The following is a 19,740-nucleotide window of genomic DNA, read 5'->3' as shown; positions in this document are numbered from 1 at the left end:
AGTAAATAACAAGCTAGAATATCGGGGTTTTCTCGAATGATTCAAACCCTTTTCTGAGGCTGGGCTTTCAATCGATGTGACCCGGTGACTTGCTCATATTTTTGCTCATAATCTTTTCTCAACGTTCCAAAAAGTCTATCCCAAATCAGGGTATAAAGGCCATAATTCCCATGGAAATGTTCATGATGTTGATTGTGAGCAGTGCCTGTATTGATCCATTTCCCAATCAGGGATTTTTGGAAATTTTTAGGAAAAAGCTCAAAACCCAAATGGCCATAAACATTGTAGCAAAACTGAAACAAAAGAAATAAACCTAAGGCGGAAGGGTGTACGGGAAGTGTAAATGCAATCAGAGGAATAATACCTGCTTCTAGAAAAGCCTCCAAAGGATGAAAAGCATAGGAAGTCCAAGGTGATGGATTCGTAGAGAAATGATGAACACGATGAACTAATCGAAACAATTTGGGGTGATGCATCAGTCTATGGATAGCGTAAAAATATGCATCATGAACCAATAGCATGAGAGGAAATGTCAGAAAGTAATAAGCCTTTCCATACAAATCATAGGGTTGAAAAAAATTAGTATAAGGCCTGAGAACCACAAAGACCAAAGCTGCCATTGTGGCGAAGATCAATATGGTTACGAGTGAGAAACTAATGTCTCTGAAATAATCTTTCCTATGAGGAAATTTCGATTGCATCCTTCTTGAGAAAAGGGTGTTTTTGAGCAAAAAATAAAAAATCAAAAAGGATCCTCCTGCTATGATAAAGTAGCGGGAAGTAGTCAGTTCAGCTACCCGTATCCAACGCTGTCCAAATTCTGCCCAATCCATAAAGAAAGATACTTACTTTTTGAGATTATAGCTGAAGTCTAAGGGGTTAGCATAGGTAAAAGAATACCCCGTTTGAATTATTTTTTCGGATGAAATTAATCGGTTCTCTCCTTCTGCGGAGCTTTGAAAACTTTTGGGAGGAGCTAAACCGGTGTCTAGAGCACTCTTTTCAATGACTTCCTTTTTCAAGGGGTGAATTGGTGCAACCCCATTGAAGGTTTCATTCCATAGATTTTTTTCAATGATCCAAGTAATAATTCCAACGGCATCATCTTGATGGATATAGTTTACTCTGCTATGTCCTTCTACATTTTCTTTTCCGGCAAAATATTTACCTGGAACTCGCTCTTCGCCCATCAAGCCACCAAAACGGACAATGGTCAATTCGTAGCTTTTATCCTGATTCATCAGCTGCTCTGCCTTCCACAAAGTTTTATTTCCTGTGATGGAGAGATCCATTTCAAATTCTTCGGTATATTTTTCGGCCTGATTTTTCTCTGGATATATTCCTGTGCTGCTCACAAATACAAGTTTTTTGACAGAAGTATTTTGTAGCATGCTTTTTAAAAATTTGAGTTCTTCTAGATACCGTTCCCCGGATTGAGTTCGTGAGCGTGGAGGTATGGTAATAACTAGAATTTCGGCCTCAAAAAGTTTCTGAAAGCCCAGGCCTTTGGGATAAGGTTCCAAAGAAAACTGAACTGATGTGATTCCCTCTGCCTCAAGTTTTTTCACTTTTTCTCCGGTGGTAGTACTACCGATTACTTCATATCCTTTTTCCTGAAGGTTTTTTGCCAAAGGAAGTCCCAGCCATCCGAGTCCTATAATTGAAATTTTATTCATGAACTGATATTAAAAAAACCTCCCGAAATCAGGAGGTTTGAGTTTAGTCTTTTTTCGGCATGGTTCCCAGCAAGATATCCCATAGTGGTGTACTCACTCCAAAAGCTGAATCCGGATCCTTATAATGATGGATAGCATGATTCACCCACAAGATCTTCAAGAAGTTTTTGGGAGGATTGAAAGCATGCACTATGTAGTGTACACCCAAATAACTGGCATAGCCCAAAAGGAAACCAGGAAGAAAGTAGTAGGCAAAATCACCCATAATTAATTTAAATACCAGATAAAAGATGGCAGCATATGCAGCGCTCACAAAAGGAGGCATCGCCAATCTGTCCTTGTCTTTCGGGTAATCATGATGTACTCCATGGACTGAATACTGCAATTTATCCTTCATTGGAGTGTCTGGTTCCATATGAAAGAAATGCTTATGCATCATGTACTCCACGAATGTAAAGACAATGTATCCAATCAGCATCACCAATAGGCCTGTCCCCACATAAATGGATGTTTCCAGCGCATAGTAAAAAGATACAGCAGAAAACACCACAAACATGGTAATTGGGATCATAATGTGAGTACGAGAGATCCTCTCCAAAATCGGGTTTTCGAACATACGAGCCGAACCGAAATTGTCGGGTCTGTCCAGTCTTCCAATCTTTTTCATTTCTTTACTTGTTATATTCTTAATAGTTGGCTGCAATCTTGGTGCAAAAGTAACCCAGAACTTCCTTAATATACATTGATTTTCGTCATAATCAGGAGAAAAATTAGACTTTTGCTAAGGAGGCCTCTATGGTTTTTTGATAATATTTTACGTAAAGTGGAAGAATTTGGGATATGTCAAACTCCTTTGCCCTGGCTAAAGCATTAGCTTTAAACTGAGGTAAATTCTTTTCATCCAGAATTTGCAAGGCTTTTTTCTTCATATCCTGTATATCTCCAACATTTGAAACAAACCCCGTAACGCCGTCAATGTTTAGCTCCGGGATACCGCCAGCATTGGATGTCAAGATAGGCACCTCACAAGCCATGGCCTCTAAGGCTGCCAAACCAAATGACTCTTTTTCTGAAGGCATTAAAAATAAATCTGCTACAGAAAGTACTTCTTCTACAGCCTCTAGTTTGCCTAAGAAGCGAATATCATCACAAGTCCCTAATTCCCTGCAGAGTCTTTCCATTTTATCCCGTTCAGGACCATCTCCTACCAAAAGAAGCTTTGCCGGAATTTCCTTGCGTACTTCATAGAATACCCGAATTACGTCTTCTACTCGTTTCACCTTTCTAAAATTGGAGGTATGTACCAGTAGCTTTTCACCTTGCGGGCATATAGCTAGTTTGAAATGCTCTTTCTTCTGTTTTTTGAATCGATCTAGGTCAATAAAATTTGGAATGACCTCAATTTCTCGATTGACAGCAAAATGGCTGTAAGTTTCTTTTTTCAAATCCTCAGAAACTGCTGTAACTCCATCGGATTGATTGATGGAAAAAGTAACCACTGGTTCATAGCTTGGATCTTTTCCAACCAAGGTAATATCTGTTCCATGTAAGGTTGTGACTACTGGAATTCTGATTCCCTCTTCCTTCAAGATCTGCTTGGCCATGTAGGCTGCAGACGCATGTGGAATTGCATAATGCACATGCAATAGATCTAAGTTTTCATATTTGACCACCGAAACCATTTTACTAGCCAAAGCAAGTTCATATGGAGCATGCTCAAAAAGCGGATAGCTTTTGATATCTACTTCGTGATAGAATAGATTTTCGCTAAAAAAATCCAGGCGGGTTGGTTGACGATAGGTGATAAAGTGAATCTCATGCCCAGCTTTTGCCAGCCCTTTTCCCAATTCTGTGGCTACTACACCACTACCCCCAAAGGTAGGGTAACATACAATGCCAATTTTCATATTTTTTTCTAGGTGCCTTTTTGGCTAATCTGCCTTTAAACACGCTTAAGGATTACTTTTGTTCAAATTAAAAAGAAATAATCCAAAAGCCGACGAATTCTTAATTTTATCAGGAGCATTGAATACTTGGTTTTCAGTTTTTTAGGATCAAAAATCACTTTTATCAGCATAAAAAGAATTGAAACTTTCATTTAAAAGCCCCAATTTCCAAACCAATTCTTTGAATCAAAATTTTCAACAATCAATCCATATGAAATACCCATGAGGAAAAATCTCAAACAGGGGGATGATTATCTTGGGCATTCCATCTGACCTTTAAAAAACAAATTATAAAAAGATGAATTATAAGAGTTATTTATTTATTCTTTTCGCGGTAGGTTTTTTATTTGCCTGCTCTACCCCGCCGCAACAAACAGAAACGGTTAAACCTGACTGGTCTGATAATCCTTGGCCGGAAATCAGAAAAAAGAGAATCAGTCAATTACTTCCTGAGGCTATGAAAGCAGCTGGTGTGGACTGCTGGATTACTATTGGTAGAGAAAATCACAATGATCCCATTGCAGTACATGTCGGAGCGGAAAACGCTGGAGGCACCGCAGTTTTTATGTTTTATTTGGATGATTCAGGATTTCATTCATTGGCCTTTTCGCCTGATGGGGAGGCTACTTCCCTGGATGAATTGGATATTCACGATGAAGTAATCCGAGTAGATAGGGGAGCCTCAGCGGTTCAGGTTGCTGCAGATTTTATCAAAGAAAAGGGTTTTAAAACCATAGCAGTTAATTCTTCTTCCAGTAATACCATGGCGGATGGACTTTCCTACACGCAAAGAAGAAATTTGGAAGAGGCTTTGGGAGATTATTCTTCAAGATTGGTGTCTTCCACAGATTTAGTCTACGAATGGTTGTCTATCAAGCTTCCTGAAGAAGTTGAAATTCTGAAAAAAGCAGCTCAAATGGCTTCTGATTTTCAATATGAGGCCTACGCGATGATCGTACCTGGCAAAACTACAGATGCTGAGGTTGCTAAATTTTTGAAAGCAAAAATGGCTGAATATGGAGTGACAGATGCTTGGCATCCTGATCAAAACCCCAATGTCAACTCAGGTCCTGATCGAGGACATTCGCATGCAACGGATAAAGTGATCATGCCTGGAGATGTGATTCAAACAGATTTTGGGGTGAAACTTTACGGAATTTGGGTAAGTGACATTCAACGATTTGCCTATGTGTTAAAGGACGGGGAAACTGAGGCTCCTGCTGATATTCAAAAATATTGGGAGAATGGGAAAGCTGGGTCAAGAATTGCTCTGGCAGCCATGAAACCAGGAGTAAAAGGAGAGGATGTAGACAGAGCGCAGCGCGATTTGATGGATGCTAATGGATCTCTTTATGTTCCTTGGAGCACTGGGCATCCGGTTGGCTATGTGGCTCATGATGTTGGACCAAATTTAGGAGGAGCGAGACTGGAAACTCCCAGACCAGCTGCGCAAAAATTATTGAAAAAGGGAATGGTATTCGCCTTTGATGGTTTTCATACCTGGAAGAGGGAAGATGGAACTGAAAAGACCATTTCTGTGGAAGAGATGGCTGTGGTAACAGAGAATGGGGCAGAGTATTTGATTCAGCCTCAGGAGGATTTGATCCTTATTAAATAATCATCAATAAAAATGGTCCCGCTGATAACGGGACCATTTTTATTTAATTTTTAGCCATTGCCTTATAAATAATATCGTGAATATCTGTCCTGATATTCGCACTGAGCAGCTTTTTGTTTTCAGCATCCGGATACACCCTATTACTCAAAAAGACATAAATCAGATCATTTTTTGGATCTGCCCATACGCAGGTTCCAGTGAAGCCAGTATGCCCGAATGTGGATTTTGGAGCCAAATCCCCAGCACTTCCTCCCCGTCCAGCTTCTGGTTCAGGTTTGTCCCATCCCCATCCTCTTCTACTTTGATTGGATTGCCTCTTCGTGAATTGGGAAACTGTTCCAGGTTTAAGTAAGCTGACATCTCCATAATAGCCTTCATTGAGCATCATCTGCATCATTACTGCCAAATCATTTGCTCTTCCGAAAAGCCCAGCGTGTCCGGCAACTCCTCCATACATGGCTGCTCCCGGATCGTGGACATAGCCTCTCACCTGTCTTTTTCTAAAGGCTACATCATCTTCTGTCGGAGCGATGTTGTCCAAAGACATTTTATTGAATGGATTAAAAGTCATGGTATAAAGTCCAAGAGGAGCATAGAAATTTTGCTCTAAAAATTGATCTAAGGGTTGATTGACGATTTTTTCAACGACTGCCTGCATGAAATACATGGTCAAATCTGAATAAACATATCTATTTCTTCCTCCAGATTTTGGTAGTAAATCAGATGCTACTGTCCAGCTCCAAATACTGTCCCGAAGTCCATCTACCGCGTACATATCATTAGATACAGGTCTTGAAAATCCGGGAGCCGCTGAGGCCTGATAATACTCCGGTCTCCATTGTCCAGATTGTACTGTTTTTACATAATGAGGGATGAAAGCCTTCAATCCTGCTTCATGGGCCATTACATCTTTCAGAACCAGATCTTCTTTATTAGTGCCTTTCAGCTCCGGGAGATAATCACCCAAAGTTTTGTCCATATCCAATTCTCCTCGGCTATGTAAAAACATCACGGCTTGAGTAGTCGCCAGCACTTTAGTAATAGAGGCTAAGTCATAAAGAGTTTCACTATTGACTTTCGGGCTATTCTTGTATTCCAATTGTCCATAAGACCTTTCGAAAACAACTTTACCGTCTTTGACAACCAACACATTCGCGCCTGGAGTGGCTTGCATTTTAATCGCTTTCTCTACTACCTCATCGATCTCATCCAGGGTTTGGCTGTTCATACCCACACTTTCAGGAGTTCCATAAGCGAGCCTTCTCAGTCCTTCCATATATCCTCCCAACCCATGTGAAAAAGTAGGGCTAACTGATACCGGTAAAATTCCCATTCCCGGTCTAGCGCCAAACAGAACCTGAGGACTGAGCTTTTGAGTCATGTCATTATTCTCATAAGCAAAAACCACATTGCCCAATCCTTCAATAAATCGGGAAGCATAAGCATTTCCAAAAAGAACCGTGACTACTTTTTGTCTTTGTTCCAGTTTTCTGAGAAGGGCTACATCTCCAGGAGCGATTCCAAAGGCTCTTTTAGGACTGTTGGTCACGCCCATCAAGCCAACCACGACCACATCATAATCCTCCAATTGCTTCATTAAATTATAATGAGCGGATTCACTCGCTGCTTTTTCGATTTCAAAATGATCGAATTTGCTATACTTGCTGAGGCTTTGCTGGAAGTTTTTTCCCTCTCCTCCTATAGTAAGACTGGCAAACTTTTTCAAATCCAGCTGCTTGAAAGGGAGTAATTCTCCCTTATTGGAAGCAACTGTGATGGCTTCGGAATACAACTTTTCCCGAATCTCCTCGGTTTTTGGAGTGTTTAGTCTTTCTACCAAACCATGAGTTTTGATGGGTTTGTAATCATGAAGCCCAACCTTATACTTGGCTCGGAGGATTTTTCTTATTCTCCTATCTACTTCCTCTTGGGATATTTTACCGCTTTCTACAGCCTGCTTGATCAAAGCCTTCGCTTTAGGTACATCCTGAGAATACAATAGAATATCGTTACCGGCCAGAAGAGCTTCTACATCCACTTCACCCGGTTTGTGAGATTGGGTTACTCCCCGCATGTTCAAGGCATCCGTAAAGATCAAACCCTGAAAGTTCATTCGCTTTTGTAGCAGATCTGTCACAACTTTTTTGCTGAGACTGGTGGGGGTTTGTCCATTATTGTCCAAACTTGGGATATTGAGATGGGCAACCATCACCGACATCAAATTTTCTCTGAATAGCTCCTGATAAGGATATAGGTCTATGTCCCAAATTCTCTTTTCAGCATGTTTGATCAATGGAAGGGAATAATGGCTGTCTGATTCTGTATCACCATGTCCGGGAAAATGCTTGGCATTGGCAATTACACCATTATCCTGAAGGCCTTTCATATAGGCCACTGCTCTTTGAGCTACTGCTTTTTTGTTTTCTCCAAATGCCCTAAAGCCAATGACTGGATTTTCAGGGTTAGAGTTGACATCCACTACTGGAGCGAAATTAATGTGCATGCCCAATTCTTTGAATTGTCTGGCCATTTCGGCTCCCATATCATAAATCAAATCTGAATTCTGAATAGCGCCCAAAGTCATGGCTCTAGGAAAATCAGGAACTGAGTCCAGTCTCATGCTAATCCCCCATTCTGCATCCATTGCGATGAAAAGGGGTGTTTTAGCCAAGGCTTGATAGTAATTGGTCAAACGAGCTTGTCTGTCAGGTCCTCCCTGAAAAAATATCAATCCTCCAAGATTCTCGTCTTTTACAAGCTGACTGATTTCATCAATGTGCTTTTGATCTTTATTGGAATAAGCGGCAACCATAAAAAGTTGCCCCAAGCGCTCCTCTGAACTTAGACTTTGAAATACCGAGTCTACCCAATTTCTCTGTGCAAATCTATCGGGAGCATTTAATGGGTCATCCACTACCACAGCTACATCCATTTTACCGGATGTAAATGATAATGCAACAAAGCAAAGAAGAAAGATGCCTGCCAGCTTATGCCTCATACCTGAGTTAATTTTTAATCTTTAAATTTGTGGAAGTTCCTACGCCAGGATCTAAAGTATTCAACGTAGTGTCTCACATTTTAGCCTGAAATTGCAGAAGATTAGATTTACTAATCGATTGAAGATAGTAAAGAAAGGTCAACATTAGACCTGTTTTTGGGTTAAAAATGGTATAAATTTGATTGTCGGTGGACAGTCTCCTAACTTGTTCCTTGATGAACGTTCAAGCATCCACATTCAAAAATTGATTAAATGAAATCCAGCACGACAAGAACGACACACACTGGGATGCCCCGATATATCGGGGAAACTGTGCGACCTGCCTGCCGCAGGCAGGGATTCCGTCTGACTTCTAAAAAACAAATTATTAACAGATGAAATTTCCTTCCATATTTCGAACAGCCAGCCCCAGTCGATTCGATATCAAGCCCCGTTATTATGATCCGGTCAAAGAGGAATTGGATCAGCGGGAGTCTCGTATCAAAAAGCAGCTAGAAGCTGAAGGGAAATTAGGAGATATTAAGGAGGAAGATAGATTGAGAAATTACGAATCTGGTCTAAGAGGGGCTTTTTCCAATTATCAAGGAATCAAACCTCGAGATAAAAGTGTCTTTGCTTCTACAGCGATGATCAGATCTCTGATCTTTTTGATTTTAGTCGGCGGATTGGGTGGATATATTTACTTCGGGCCGGTAATTTTTGAATATCTCCTGTATTTAGTGGCTTTCATTGCAGCAATTTATTATTTCTCAAAGCTCAAATCTAAAGCCCGGAAATGAGCGATTTAATCCAATTATTACCTGATGCAATAGCCAATCAGATTGCAGCTGGAGAAGTGGTTCAAAGACCATCCTCCGCACTGAAGGAATTGCTTGAAAATGCAATTGATGCAGGTGCTACTAAAGTTCAGGTAATTGTAAAAGAAGCAGGTAAGCAATTAATCCAAGTCATTGATAATGGTAAGGGTATGTCGGCTACCGATGCCAGGATGAGTTTCGAAAGGCATGCCACTTCTAAAATTCGCACCAGTCAGGATTTATTTTCAATCCGTACATTTGGTTTTCGTGGAGAAGCTCTGGCCTCTATTGCGGCGGTTGCACAGGTTGAGTTAAAAACCAGAAGAAATGCGGATGAGCTGGGAACGCTAATTCATATTGAAGGATCAGAAGTTAAAAAACAGGAACCTGTTGCCACCACTCCCGGAACTTCTGTTTCCATGAAAAATCTCTTTTTCAATGTGCCAGCAAGGAGAAATTTCCTGAAATCCAATCCTGTAGAAATGCGGCATATTGTGGAGGAATTTCAGAGAGTAGCCCTGGCTTATTCTGAAATTGGATTTTCCTTGATGCAAAATGACATGGAGATCTATAATCTGCTCCCAGGCAAACTCAGTCAGAGAATCGTGGGGATTTTTGGGAAAAACTACCAAAGTCAGCTGGTTCCCTGCGAGGAATTGACACCCCATGTCAATGTAAAAGGATATATAGGCAAACCTGAATCTGCCAAAAAAACGAGAGGGGAGCAGTTCTTCTTTGTAAACAACAGATACATCAAGAGTAGCTATCTGAACCATGCGGTTAGCAATGCTTTTGAAAACCTCATACAGCCAGATCAGCATCCTTTTTATGTTTTGTTTTTGGAAATAGATCCATCCCATATAGATATCAACGTACACCCGACCAAAACCGAAATCAAATTCGATGATGAGAGAACGGTTTATGCGGTAATTCGGGCAGCTGTCAAACAGGCTTTGGGAGCACATCACGTGGTTCCGGCATTGGATTTTAGCGTGGATGTGAATTTCGAAGATAATTGGAATACTGACGCGCAGAAGAAGGCGGATGTGGATCGGGAATATAGTTATAAGACTTTCAATACTCCTGAATTCAAAAAATCTAGTGTTAGTGGTTGGGAAAGGCTGTTTGAAGGAAATCAGACTTTTATCCAAGAGCAAAAAAGACCTGTTTCTGAGGAAAGTGATGATTCTGAAGTCTTGACTTTTTCCAGCAAGGCAAATCCGGAAGAAGAGAGCAGTTCTTTTCCCAAACCAGCAGAGGGCGAGGGTACTGGGACAACTTTTCAGGTGGAGTTAAGCTATATCGTAGCTCAAATGTCCACTGGCTTATTGATTTTGGATCAGCAAGCAGCACATGAGAGGATATTATACGAACGCTATCTAAGACAATTGAAGTTGGCGCAAGGTCCATCGCAACAATGTCTTTTTCCTCCCGTAGTTCAATTAAATCCTTCAGATTATGAGTTGGTGGTAGGATTAATGGGAGAGCTGCACAGCCTTGGCTTTATGATTTCTGAATTTGGCAATAATGCCGTATTGGTTCAGGGAGTACCAGCTGATATTCAGGTAAAAAATGAAAAAGAATTATTTGAAGGATTGATCGAGCAATTCAAGAATTTCAAAAATGAGCTTTCATTGGATAATCGAGAAAATCTTGCCCGCTCTTTAGCCCGTAAGTCTTCCTTAAAAAAGGGTCAAAAACTCAATTCTCAGGAAATGGAAACTTTGGTTGGGCAGCTTTTTGCCTGCCAAAACCCAAATTATGGACTGGGAGGGAACAAAACCTTCGTAAAATTGGATTTATCCAGCATACATTCATTCTTCGGAAAATCGCATGTTTAGAAATATCACACCTGTAGTACAAAATTTACTGCTGATAAATATTATACTTTTTATCGTCAGCTCTTTCATTTTTCCTGTTCTCAATGAGTGGTTTGCTTTGTATTACATTGGAAGCCAGTATTTCAAGCCCTTTCAGTTTCTGACATACATGTTTATGCATGCCGACTTTTGGCATCTATTCAGTAACATGTTTGGTCTATTGATCTTTGGCCCTTTGTTGGAGCAGTTCCTCGGACCAAAGAAGCTTTTGATTCTTTGGATGGTTTGCGGAGTAGGATCGGGAGTTCTCTATTCAGGATATAATATTTACCGGATGAATAATCTGGAAGCCAAAGTAGAGCGATTTCAGGCAAATCCAGACCCAGAGTACTTCAACAAGATTGTATTAGAAAATAGAAATTTCTTCGACAGGAGAGTATTTGAGTTTGTGGATGATTTCAGTAGAGATCCTCAGGATCAAGTGAAAATTGATCGCGCAAATCAAACTTTAGAGGCCATTTCCGATATTCAGGGAAATATCCCTATGGTAGGGGCATCGGGAGCTTTATTTGGAATATTGATTGCATTTGCGATGCTTTTTCCAAACACCCAGCTCTTTTTGCTGTTTCCTCCTATGCCTGTCAAAGCGAAATATTTGGTCCTTTTTTATGGACTTTATACGATTTACAACGTATTGATAAACAATCCGCTGGATAATGTGGCCCATTTTGCCCATTTGAGTGGGCTGATTATAGGTGGCGCATTGGTTTACAAGTGGAAAAAAGATAGAAACAGTTTTTATTAATTATGTACGGCAATTTTTGGGAAAATCTTAGGAACGCTTTCAAGCACGGTGATAATAGCCTTTATAAACTAATCGCTATCAATATCCTTGTTTGGTTGGTATTCATGATTTCCAGAGTCATTATGACTATTGGAGGCTTTGGAGAATTATACTCTTCCCTGATCTCCTATTTTATGATGCCGGCATCGCTTCCCAAATTGGCCACTCAACCTTGGAGCCTGTTCACCTATATGTTTTTACATGAGGGGATTTTTCACATCCTCTTCAACATGCTTTTTCTCTACTGGTTTGGCTTGTTGATCCACCAATACTTAGGTAGTCGAAAATTGGCTAATTTATATATTCTTGGAGGCTTAGCAGGGGGATTGTTTTATTTGTTGATCTATAATTTAGCTCCCTACTTCAGTAATTCGGTAGATACTTCTCTCATGCTTGGAGCTAGTGCCGGTGTGTTTGCAATTGTGGTTGGTGCAGCTACATTGACTCCCAATACTACCTTCTTCCTAATCCTGTTAGGGCCTGTCAAAATCAAATACATAGCGATTTTCTATGTGGTTCTTTCCTTTGCCAATTCTGCTGGCGCAAATGCCGGAGGGGAACTGGCGCACTTAGGAGGGGCATTGATGGGATTTCTGTATATCACCCAACTCAGAAGAGGGAATGATTGGGGAGTTCCTGTTCAGAAAGTGGGGATTTTCTTCGAGAATCTTTTCAAAAAGAGCCCAACGAAAGTGAAAGTAAGCTATAGAAAAGCGAAGACTGAGTCGGGATCTTTTGGCTCTTTTTCCAGCCCAAAATCCAAGCCTACCGCTACCAAATCCTCTGAAGAAACGAGTCAGGAAGAAATCGATAGAATACTGGATAAAATTGCGGACCGAGGCTATGAAGCCCTGACCAAAGAAGAGAAAAGGAAACTATTTGAATTCAGTAAGAAATAATCAGAGTGGGAAAGCAAAACCTACTTTAAATCCTGCTTCTTGAGGATTTTGACTCTGTATTCTGAATTCAGTGTTCAGCCCCACCCAATCCACAATTCTTATATAAGCTCCCACGCCTACATTGGCGCCTTTGAATGTTCGTCTGACTCCTGGGTCTCCCGGTTGAAGGTTCTCCCAATTTTGGCTATAACCTGCCAGAAAAAAGAGTTGGGACGGACCATCAGAAACATAGTAGCGTAGATCCATGCTAAAATTGCTTCGGTTCCCTACATTCGGCATGATATAAGTGAAGCTTGGCATTATGGCGAAATTGTCGAGGAAAAAATACTCTACTCCTGCGCCTACTCCAAAGTCTTTCCATCTCAGGCCATAGGTTCCATAAGTGTGGAAGCGAGTATTTCCTTGTTCCAATGATTGAGCTTCTAGCCCCAAAGGAAGTAGGATTCCTAAAATTAAAATCACCAAAGCCTTTTTCATTCCATTCAAATTTATTTTTACAAAAATTAGAAGGCTTTGGTGAACATTACAAGTATTATTCTAAAATACGTGCCACTCTGCCAATTCTGCCCTCTTCGTCTATTCCTTCTATAAAGATCAAATGCTTCTTGGCTACATCAGTATTAAAGTATTCCAAATTTGCTTTTCCATCTTCCCCTATTTCTAAAATTGGTTTCCAGAAAATTGTAGCACGCTTATCATTCAAAGCAGTAGATGTGCCTTTTTCATCATAATTGGGCTGATAAAACTCCTTTGCAACGGAATAACCTCCGTAGGTAGTAACCAAAGTTCCGCCAACACTCGGAGTAAAGCCACTGCCTCTTTTGGTATAAACTGCAATCACTCCGTTTGCACCTTGAGCTCCAAAAATAGCAGCTCTTGCAGGATCCTTGAATACATCCACACTAGCTACATCCCTTGGATTCACCTGAAGTAGTGTATTAGCATCTACAGGAATATTGTCCAATAAATACAGCGGTCCTGTGCCTGCATTGATAGAGCCAACTCCTCGAATTTGTACACTTACATCCAAGCCAGATACAAATACTTTGACACCAGAAACCCTTCCCTGGATCAGTTGAAAAACATTGGTAAAGCCCACAGAACCCGGGATTTTTTCAGGGTCTATGCTGACATCTCCTGGGCCATAAATTTTTTGTACTTCTTCGTCCTCTTTTTTAAAGGTCTGAGCTTCCACAGTGACTCCTTCCAAGTCCAAAATATCAGGATCCTCATTCATTCTCCTCATAAGGGCTCTTTCCTCATAGGTAGCAGCTAGATTTTCAGGCCATTTTATTTCAGTAGAATAGTTGCCAGAAGTGCCGGTGAAAACAGCCTCCGGTTGGGTGACTTTGATATCCACAAAGTTCTTTAGTCTATTATCCACTGCTGTCAAGGTAACACTGGCAGAATCCTGATAATCTAAATCTCGAATAATGAATCGCCCATTAGAGCCAAATTCAGTCGTCACAATCTCGATTCCATTTCCTACCATTGCGGTAATTTTACCTCCGGATAATCCCTTTCTAGTATCCTCTTGGTCGCTAATCTGACCTTCTATATTTATTCCTCTTTCAATGAAATAATTGATTTCACCCTGTTCATTTTTAGCGATTTGATCCCAAGTAAATCGTCTCCATCCATGGGTCAGCATCACTAGATCTAATGCCTCTAAGGTACTTTCATCTTGGTTTTGGAAATAATAACCAGGTTGGTGGATTTGACCTTTTAGATCTGAACTCAGTAAAAGATGTGAATAAATGGTACCGTAAACTTCACTTTCATCTGACACTTGCTCTGCATCTACAATGGAAACTGAGAAGCTTCCAGAAACCTGGTTTCCTGCACTTTGATTCGTGATTTCCAATTTGATTTTTTCTCTTGGACTCAAAGATGAATTGGAATTCACATCAAGTTTTAGCTCATTCTCTTCTTTTCGGATAAAGATTAATCGCTCAGCCAGGGGAGTCCCCTCCGAAGTCAAAACTGTAATCTGATTGATTCCGGAAATCAAGTTTTCTTTGGGGATTCTTACACCCCAAACCCCATTCGTCAATTTTCCTTCAATCATATAATTGATTAGGCCTCTGGTTTGGCTTACTAGCAGGAGAGAATTGGCGTCCGAAACTCCCTGAATAAATGCTGTAAGATAGCTTGCGGCAGGGTTATTAATAACCTGTAATGCAAGACCATCAGTAGATGCTTTTGGCAGATTTATGGTTCTCTTCTGCCCAGAGACAGGATGACTAATTTCTGCCTGGTAATCCTGCTTATCCGGGGTAATTTCAAATTTCCCCAAGCCTGCAAAATTGCTTTCAAAAGAAATATCGGTTCCAGCAATAGTTCCCTGAATGCTAAGAGGATTTCCATCAGGAGCAATAGCCCTAAATGCTATATTGGATTTCTTGCTGACAACCCAATTTCCTCCTTCAGGTAAAAATTGGATATCTGCCAGATTGAAGCTGTAAGGAAGTCTGATTTTCTGGGAAACGGAATAATTTTCATTTTCCAAGTAGATCAACTCTACATGTTGGGATGGATAAGGCTTTTCTGGGATAGAAAAGGAAAAGCTGACAATCCCTTCTTCATTTAATAATAAGTCCTGACTGTGGACCTCTTCATCCCCTCCAAAGACTTTCATTTGAAGAGCTTTTCCCGCAAGGGGATTTCCGGATTTGTCGATGGCCAAAAGTTCAGTTCTGTAAGTTGCCTTTCCTCCTGAGCTTTCAATTGCATTAATTGTCATTTTCGGTAGAAAACTACCTCCTGCACCGTCAATTACTGAAAAGCCTCCTTCAAAAAAGAACTCTTCTCCTGAATTTCTCATCCAGGCAGTGTATGCCTTGATCTGATAATTCCCTGGTTTTCCGAAGGATGGTAAAGTGAAATCTCCGTTTCCTCTTCCTTTTTCTAATCGGATAATTTTTTGCTCCAGAAGCAAGCCATCCCCATCAAAAAGATCCACGTATAAGGTTTGGCTCAATGGAGAAGGAACTTGATATGAACCAGCAACCAAAAAAGCACTAAACCAAACATCCTCGCCTAATGTATAGGTGTGTTTATCTAGTTGTAAGTAGACTTTTTCAGGAGGGGTTTCATTTCTATATTCTTCGAAGAATTGCTGAACTTTTTCCGGAAAACTTTGAGAAAAAACTGGGTTCAGGCAAAAAAAGCAAAAGCCAAAAATGACTTTAAAAGTGATATGTTTCATATGAACTCAAGCAAAATTTTAATTTATGGACTAAGAAACATAATGACCTTATTAAAAACAAGTGAAAAAATCTTAAATATTAGTTAATTGACTGACCTCATTTTTATTTGCCAATTGACCACAAGCTGCATCGATATCCTGACCTCGGGATTTTCTGACTTTCGCAATGATTCCTTGAGATTCTAAAATTCTAACGTACATCTCTACGGCTTGTTGACTTGCTTGTCTAAATTCTCCCTCATCGATGGGATTGTACTGGATGATATTGACTTTGGAAGGAATGATTTTACAGAATTTGGCTAGCGCTCGGGCATGTGTTTCATCATCGTTGATTCCATCCCAAATCACATATTCATAAGTTACTTTTCGCTTGGTCTTTTCGTACCAATATTTCAATGACTCCGCCAATTCTTCCAAAGGACTTTTATCATTGATGGGCATTAATCGAGATCTAGTCTCATTGATCGCTGAGTGAAGGGAAATAGCCAAATTGAATTTCACTTCATCATCCGCCATTTTTCGGATCATTTTTGGAATCCCCACCGTAGATAGGGTGATTCTTCTTGATGCCATTCCCAATCCTTCAGGGGAAGTGATTTTTTCGATCGCAGCAATTACGTTGTTGTAATTCAAAAGGGGTTCACCCATGCCCATGAATACAATATTGGTCAATGGGCGATTGAAATAAGTTTCCGCCTCTTCTTTGATGGCCACTACCTGATCATAAATTTCATCAGGATTTAGGTTTCTCATTCGTTTCAGGCGGGCAGTTGCACAGAAGTTACAATCCAAACTGCAACCCACCTGAGAAGACACGCAGGCAGTGATTCTTTTGCTGGTTGGAATCAAAACAGACTCCACAATTTTTTCATCATAAAGCTTCACCGCATTCTTGATTGTACCATCTTGAGAATGCTGCATCAAATCAACCAGAATATGGTTGATAGAAAAATGCTGCTTGAGTAATTCTCGGGTTGAAAGAGAAATATTACTCATGTCATCGAAGTTTTTCAGGGATTTATTCCACAGCCATTCATAGACCTGTTTGGCCCGGAATTTTTTCTCTCCATGCTCCAAAAAAAACTCTTCCAACTCACTCAGGCTGAGTTTTCTAATGTCCCGCTTTTGAATTTCTTCCATACTGCAAAGCTACAAACAAGCATTGACTTTATCCCTTTTAAAAATAAATCCTTCCTGATTAGGGCATCATGACTCGTTTTATCGTGGTACTTTTTAACTTTGAGTGAAAATCATTCAATACTCTCAAACCAAATTAAATTTTGAAAATTCAAATCATCAATGGCCCTAATTTGAATCTTTTGGGAAAAAGAGAGCCTGAAGTTTATGGAAGTACCTCTTTTGAAGAATATTTGAAAAATTTGAGAAAAGCCTTCCCCCAAGTGGAGATTCATTATTTTCAAAGCAATGTGGAGGGAGAGCTGATCAATAAGATTCATGAAGTGGGCTTCACTTTTGATGCGATTCTATTGAATGCTGGTGGCTATACCCATACATCTGTTGCCATATCTGATGCCATAGCGGGTGTAAATACTCCTGTTTTGGAAGTGCATATTTCTAATATTTATAAGCGGGAAGAGTTTCGTCACAAGAGTATTATTTCCAAATCCTGTGTGGGCATGATTTCAGGCTTAGGCCTAAAAGGCTATGAACTCGGAATCCGTTATTTTCTTTAATACCCCTAATTCCTATGATCACATTTGCAGCCGGACCTTCCAAAGTCTATGACTCTTTGCCAACTTATTTGCAAGAAGCTTATCAAGAAGGAATATTAAGTGCCAATCACCGAAGTGGGGCATTTATGCAGCTATATCAAGAAACCGAATCCTTGATGCGGCAAAAACTGCATATGCCTGAAGATTACAAATTGATTTTTACCTCTTCTGCCACTGAAAACTGGGAGATTATCTCTCAATCTATTGTAGAAAGAGCCAGCTTTCATATCTATTCGGGTTCTTTTGGGAAAAAGTGGATAGAGTTGGCCAAGCACATTATTCCTGCAACAGATGGGCAGAAAATCCAGGCCAATGAAACGGTTGATATAGCTTCTTTAACGATTTCTGAAGAGTTCGATTTAATTGCAATCACTCAAAATGAAACTTCCAATGCTTCCCAGGTAAGGATGGAGTACTTGGAAGATATCCGTGAAAAATATCCGGAGAAATTAATTGCGGTGGATACCACCTCCAGTATGGCTGGAATAGAGTTGGATTTTAGCTTGGGAGATATCTGGTATGCTTCGGTTCAAAAATGCTTCGGTCTTCCAGCAGGATTAGGAGTCTTGATTTTATCCCCAAGAGCTATAGCCCAAACAGAAAGAAAAGGAGAGAAAGGCAGGTATAATAGTTTGAGCTTTATGTTGGAAAATGCGCGTTCTTATCAGACTCATTACACCCCTAATGTCTTGGGGATTTACTTGCTTAATAGAGTGCTGCAGGATATGCAGGAAATTCAGCATATAGATCAAAATCTTCGTCGTCGAATGAGTCAGTTGGAGGATTGTGTTGCTAAGACTAAAACGCTTCGACTTTTGGTGGATAATCAACAAGCCAGAAGTACAACTGTACTTGGTGTAACCGGTTTGGAGGATACGATTTCCCAAGTAAAAAAAGCAGCCGAAAAAGAAGGAATGCAGTTAGGTTCGGGATATGGGCCATTGAAGCCTATTTCATTCCGCATTGCCAATTTTCCTGCTATTACAGATGCTGAAATGGAAAAACTGATTGCTTTTCTGAGCCAATATTGAAAAGGGTAGAGGAGTTTGGGAGTGAAACTTAACTGAACGCTAAAAAAATCCTAACCTCACATATTTGCAAAGCAAATTTTATTTGGTGTAGCTTTGCAGCATGATTGACTTCAAGCAAATCCTTTCCGTGTCATTGATCCTGTTTTCGGTCATTGATATACTCGGTTCTATTCCGATCATCATTAATCTTCGAAAAAAAGTTGGCCATATCCAGTCTGAGAAGGCTACGGTTGCCGCAGGTGTTTTGATGATTCTATTCCTTCTTGCCGGAAAGTCAATTTTAGGTCTTTTTGGAATAGGAGTGGAGGACTTCGCCATTGCCGGAGCTTTGATCATATTTGCTTTGGGCGCTGAAATGATCTTGGGGATTGAATTGTTTAAACCGGATCCAGATGCTACAGCAGGAGCATCTATAGTTCCGATTGCATTTCCTTTGATCGCGGGAGCAGGTACTTTGACAACTATCCTAACCTTGAAGGCAGAATTTGCCCAAGTGAATATTGCTATCGGGATTTTGCTCAACTTGGTATTTGTTTATGCCGTTTTGAAAAGTACCACCTGGCTGGAAAGAAAGCTCGGAAAAACAGGTCTTGATGTTTTAAGACGAATTTTCGGTATTATTCTTTTGTCGATAGCTGTGAAGATTTTCAAGTCCAACGCATTCCCTATGGATATTGTCTGAGACAGTGGGCTGAATTTACTTTCTTTGCATCATGATTACCATTTACACAGATGGGGCTGCTAAGGGCAATCCTGGACCGGGAGGCTATGGGGCAGTCTTGAAATTCAACCAACACAGGAAAGAACTTTCCGAGGGGTTTCGGCTTACTACCAATAACCGTATGGAGCTTTTAGCGGTGATTAGAGCTTTGCAGGAATTGAAGTTGACCGGAATTCCGGTAACCATCTACTCAGATAGTAAATACGTGGTAGATGCCGTTGAAAAAGGCTGGTTGTGGGGCTGGCAGAAAAAAGGTTTCAAGGATAAAAAGAACCCTGATCTCTGGTTGAGATATATTCCACTTCATTTAAAATACAAGCCTAAATTCGTTTGGGTGAAAGGACATGCAGGAAATATTGAAAATGAGCGCTGCGATCAGCTAGCGGTAGAAGCTGCGGAAGGTCCAGGTCTCAAAGTAGATGAGGGGTATGAGACAAATACTAAATAGT

Annotated in this window: 17 protein-coding genes; 9 read left to right on the top strand and 8 right to left on the bottom strand. The window is 40.4% G+C overall.

The genetic code is table 11. The features are described 5' to 3' along the window. Window positions 1-41: 41 nt before the first annotated feature. The 4 genes from GYM62_RS14465 to bshA form a co-directional block, all read right to left on the bottom strand. A complete protein-coding gene (locus tag GYM62_RS14465; RefSeq protein WP_219956935.1) occupies window positions 42-833 on the bottom strand; it encodes a sterol desaturase family protein in 792 nt (263 codons plus the stop codon). 12 nt (window positions 834-845) lie between these two features. Next, window positions 846-1,676, bottom strand: coding sequence for an NAD(P)-binding domain-containing protein (locus GYM62_RS14460; protein WP_219956934.1), 831 nt, complete (start codon window positions 1,674-1,676; stop codon window positions 846-848). Window positions 1,677-1,719: 43 nt separating this feature from the next. Then, window positions 1,720-2,343 carry a sterol desaturase family protein gene (locus tag GYM62_RS14455; RefSeq protein ID WP_219956933.1) on the bottom strand — a complete coding sequence of 208 codons (624 nt, stop codon included), beginning with the start codon at window positions 2,341-2,343 and terminating at the stop codon, window positions 1,720-1,722. A 103-nt stretch (window positions 2,344-2,446) separates the two neighbouring features. After that, window positions 2,447-3,583 (bottom strand): N-acetyl-alpha-D-glucosaminyl L-malate synthase BshA, encoded by a 1,137-nt coding sequence (gene bshA / locus GYM62_RS14450; RefSeq protein ID WP_144606902.1) that lies wholly within the window; start codon window positions 3,581-3,583, stop codon window positions 2,447-2,449. A gap of 337 nt (window positions 3,584-3,920) precedes the next feature. On the opposite strand from bshA, the gene GYM62_RS14445 reads away from it, so the two are divergent. After that, entirely contained in the window at window positions 3,921-5,240 is a 1,320-nt protein-coding gene (locus GYM62_RS14445; protein ID WP_219956932.1) for a Xaa-Pro peptidase family protein, read from the top strand. Window positions 5,241-5,283: 43 nt separating this feature from the next. On the opposite strand, the gene GYM62_RS14440 is transcribed toward GYM62_RS14445, so the two are convergent. After that, on the bottom strand, window positions 5,284-8,238 hold the full coding sequence (locus GYM62_RS14440; protein ID WP_219956931.1) for a glycoside hydrolase family 3 N-terminal domain-containing protein: 2,955 nt from the start codon (window positions 8,236-8,238) through the stop codon (window positions 5,284-5,286). Window positions 8,239-8,612: 374 nt separating this feature from the next. On the opposite strand from GYM62_RS14440, the gene GYM62_RS14435 reads away from it, so the two are divergent. From GYM62_RS14435 to GYM62_RS14420, 4 genes are read left to right on the top strand one after another with little or no spacing between them, the layout of a single operon-like run. Beyond that, the gene (locus GYM62_RS14435) at window positions 8,613-9,017 is read left to right on the top strand and encodes a hypothetical protein (protein WP_219956930.1); all 405 of its coding nucleotides are present in this window, start codon (window positions 8,613-8,615) and stop codon (window positions 9,015-9,017) included. Beyond that, window positions 9,014-10,876, top strand: coding sequence for a DNA mismatch repair endonuclease MutL (mutL, locus tag GYM62_RS14430; RefSeq protein WP_219956929.1), 1,863 nt, complete (start codon window positions 9,014-9,016; stop codon window positions 10,874-10,876). Before GYM62_RS14435 ends, mutL begins: the two co-directional genes overlap by 4 nt. After that, window positions 10,869-11,660, top strand: coding sequence for a rhomboid family intramembrane serine protease (locus GYM62_RS14425; RefSeq protein ID WP_219956928.1), 792 nt, complete (start codon window positions 10,869-10,871; stop codon window positions 11,658-11,660). Before mutL ends, GYM62_RS14425 begins: the two co-directional genes overlap by 8 nt. A 2-nt stretch (window positions 11,661-11,662) precedes the next feature. Next, the gene (locus GYM62_RS14420) at window positions 11,663-12,598 is read left to right on the top strand and encodes a rhomboid family intramembrane serine protease (protein ID WP_219956927.1); all 936 of its coding nucleotides are present in this window, start codon (window positions 11,663-11,665) and stop codon (window positions 12,596-12,598) included. On the opposite strand, the gene GYM62_RS14415 is transcribed toward GYM62_RS14420, so the two are convergent. The 3 genes from GYM62_RS14415 to rlmN all read right to left on the bottom strand — a co-directional run bounded on the left by GYM62_RS14415 (window position 12,599) and on the right by rlmN (window position 16,946). Next, entirely contained in the window at window positions 12,599-13,075 is a 477-nt protein-coding gene (locus GYM62_RS14415) for an outer membrane beta-barrel protein (protein WP_219956926.1), read from the bottom strand. A gap of 55 nt (window positions 13,076-13,130) precedes the next feature. Then, window positions 13,131-15,806 carry a TonB-dependent receptor plug domain-containing protein gene (locus GYM62_RS14410; RefSeq protein WP_219956925.1) on the bottom strand — a complete coding sequence of 892 codons (2,676 nt, stop codon included), beginning with the start codon at window positions 15,804-15,806 and terminating at the stop codon, window positions 13,131-13,133. Between the two features lie 72 nt (window positions 15,807-15,878). Next, window positions 15,879-16,946: a 23S rRNA (adenine(2503)-C(2))-methyltransferase RlmN gene (gene rlmN / locus GYM62_RS14405; RefSeq protein ID WP_219956924.1), complete on the bottom strand. Its 1,068-nt coding sequence runs from the start codon at window positions 16,944-16,946 to the stop codon at window positions 15,879-15,881. Between the two features lie 140 nt (window positions 16,947-17,086). On the opposite strand from rlmN, the gene aroQ reads away from it, so the two are divergent. From aroQ to rnhA, 4 genes are all read left to right on the top strand, one after another. Continuing rightward, window positions 17,087-17,500, top strand: coding sequence for a type II 3-dehydroquinate dehydratase (gene aroQ, locus GYM62_RS14400; RefSeq protein ID WP_219956923.1), 414 nt, complete (start codon window positions 17,087-17,089; stop codon window positions 17,498-17,500). A 14-nt stretch (window positions 17,501-17,514) separates the two neighbouring features. Beyond that, on the top strand, window positions 17,515-18,570 hold the full coding sequence (locus GYM62_RS14395; RefSeq protein ID WP_219956922.1) for an aminotransferase class V-fold PLP-dependent enzyme: 1,056 nt from the start codon (window positions 17,515-17,517) through the stop codon (window positions 18,568-18,570). Window positions 18,571-18,670: 100 nt separating this feature from the next. Next, a complete protein-coding gene (locus GYM62_RS14390; protein ID WP_091652751.1) occupies window positions 18,671-19,252 on the top strand; it encodes a MarC family protein in 582 nt (193 codons plus the stop codon). Window positions 19,253-19,283: 31 nt separating this feature from the next. Beyond that, on the top strand, window positions 19,284-19,739 hold the full coding sequence (rnhA, locus tag GYM62_RS14385; protein ID WP_219956921.1) for a ribonuclease HI: 456 nt from the start codon (window positions 19,284-19,286) through the stop codon (window positions 19,737-19,739). The last annotated feature ends 1 nt before the right edge of the window (window position 19,740 follow it).

It is taken from the genome of Algoriphagus sp. NBT04N3, from assembly GCF_019443765.1.
GTDB classification, from domain to species: domain Bacteria; phylum Bacteroidota; class Bacteroidia; order Cytophagales; family Cyclobacteriaceae; genus Algoriphagus; species Algoriphagus ornithinivorans.
The sequence above is the reverse complement of the archived record's forward strand: the minus strand, read 5'-3'. Positions and strand labels throughout refer to the sequence as shown.